The organism is Streptomyces sp. NPDC058289 (assembly GCF_042880975.1).
Lineage (GTDB): Bacteria > Actinomycetota > Actinomycetes > Streptomycetales > Streptomycetaceae > Streptomyces > Streptomyces stoeckheimensis.
On the sequence record NZ_JBHVYI010000203.1, the window covers coordinates 1 to 1972 of the forward strand.

The 1972-nt window shown below is 74.9% G+C and carries 1 protein-coding gene; it reads right to left on the minus strand.

The features are described from left to right. Window positions 1–143: 143 nt before the first annotated feature. Window positions 144–1409, minus strand: coding sequence for a PucR family transcriptional regulator (locus ACFVX6_RS40830; protein ID WP_389699646.1), 1266 nt, complete (start codon window positions 1407–1409; stop codon window positions 144–146). Window positions 1410–1972 lie beyond the last annotated feature (563 nt).

Below are 1972 nucleotides of genomic sequence, written 5' to 3' on the forward strand. Positions count from 1 at the left end.
GGCGGGGGGGGGGGGGGGTGTTTCCGGGGCCCCCCCTCGGGCCGTGCACCTGCCAAAGGGGGGGGGCGGCCCGGCCCCCCGCGGGGGGCCCCCACCGCCTCGTGTGTCCGCTCCCTGGGGCTCTCGTGTCCCCTCTCCGCTCTCTAGAGGCCGTTGACGCGGGCGATGCGGCCGTCGCCCGGAGACGGGCGGAAATCGGCGTTCACCACGCGCGCCCGGCGGCCGCCCCGGACCGGCCGCAGCCGCACCTGGGCCATCAACCGGCGGCTCCGCAGGGCCAGTTCGAGTTCGAAGCGGGTGCGCGGGTCCCGCAGGCCGGGCCCGAAGAGCTTCTCCAGCTGGCGCATCCGGTAGCGGACCGTCTGCGGGTGCACGCTCAGGGCCTTGGCCGCCTCGGGTGCTCCGCCGCCCTCCAGCCAGGCGAGCAGGGTCACTTCGAGCCGTTCGCTCTGGCGCGGGGTGAGGTCCGCCAGCGGCCGCAGCCAGCGGGCGGCGAGTGCGTGGGCCAGTGGCTCGTCCTGGAGGAGCAGCAGCGTCGAGAGGTGGTCGTCCACGAACACCGTCCGGGCGTCCGGGCCGGACCGGGCTTGAGGCGGGACCAGCGCGAGGAGGCGCACCGCCCAGCGCAGGGAGGAAGGGGTGTCGCCGGGGGCCACCGGGTGGCCGACCACGGCGAGACGGCCGCGCAGCACGTTGTCCAGGGCGGTACGGGCCTCCGGGTCGGCGGTGGGAACGAGCAGGCAGGGCTGGCCCGCGACCATCCCGCCGAGGCAGTCGTCGAGGAGCGCCGCGAGCTGCTGGGTCTCGCCGGGCGAGGCCAGGGCGACCGCCCGTACGGCGACCGGGAGGGGCCAGCCGGCCGGGCCGGCCAGTTCGGCGAGGGCCGGTTCGCGGTGCGGGGCGTCACCCGTGAGCAGGGAGAACAGCTCGCGCCGGGCGTGCTCGCGGACCGAGCCGAACCGTTGTAAGGGCACGGCTTGCAGGGGTGGCAACTCCCCGCCGCCGAAAGCCGTGTGCGGGTGTGCGTGTGGGTGTGGCTGCGGGTGGGGCCGGGCGTGCTCGGCTTCGAAGTCGGCGGCCGTGGTGGTGGGTCCGGGGCCGGGCCGGGTCGGCGCGTGATGGTCCGCAGGCTCCTGCGCGCGGGCCGTGTCGTCCGCGTCGGCCCCGCCGGTCCCCGTACATCCGGCGCCGCCGGCGCCCTCGCGGTAGCCGAGGACGGTGAGCAGGGCCCCTTCCACCTTCCGTCTGACCACCTCGTCGCCGATCTCCTCGACGAGCGCCGAGAATCCGGGCACGGTCTCCCGTAGTTCCTCCACCATCCCCGCCGCCACCGTGGGCAGTTCCTTGCGCAGGACCCGGGTCCACTCGCCCCGCGGTCGGGACCAGATGCGGTTCAGAAGTTCGCACATTGTTACCTCGTTCAAGCCGGGGTATGGCCTGCCCCGTGGGACGGTGGCAAGCCCGCAGTCCCGCGGCATCGGCTCGATCGCCGTCGGGGAGGTGCGGCGGCGGATCAGGCGTCAACCCCGTCGCAACCGCACCACTGGAAGGGAATCTTCCGGGGATGTTCGATGCGATGGCTGTGCGAGGGCCAGAAATTATCACGTTTCGATAAATCCTGTGGAGGGCTTGCATACCTCCACGATGCTTCTGCACTCCGGCCCCCGCTCCCGGCCGGCCCGGTGGGCCAGGCGCCCATCTCCCGCCCGCCGAGGAGCGGTTACGACGTCGACCCCCGGACGCCGAGCGCGAGGTGGAAGTGCTCGGGCCCGGACGTATGGGAGACCACATGCCCCTGCTCCAGCCCCGCCCGCCCGGACGCTCGCACCGGGCCCGCCGAACAAGAGGCCGTACCCGGCGCCATGCCGGAGCACCATCCGGAGCGCGATCCGGCCCGGTGCCCGGCCCGGCATCCGCGGCGGTGTCCCCGGCGGCGTCGACGCCGGCGACGCCGAGCGCCTCCGGCCGGCGG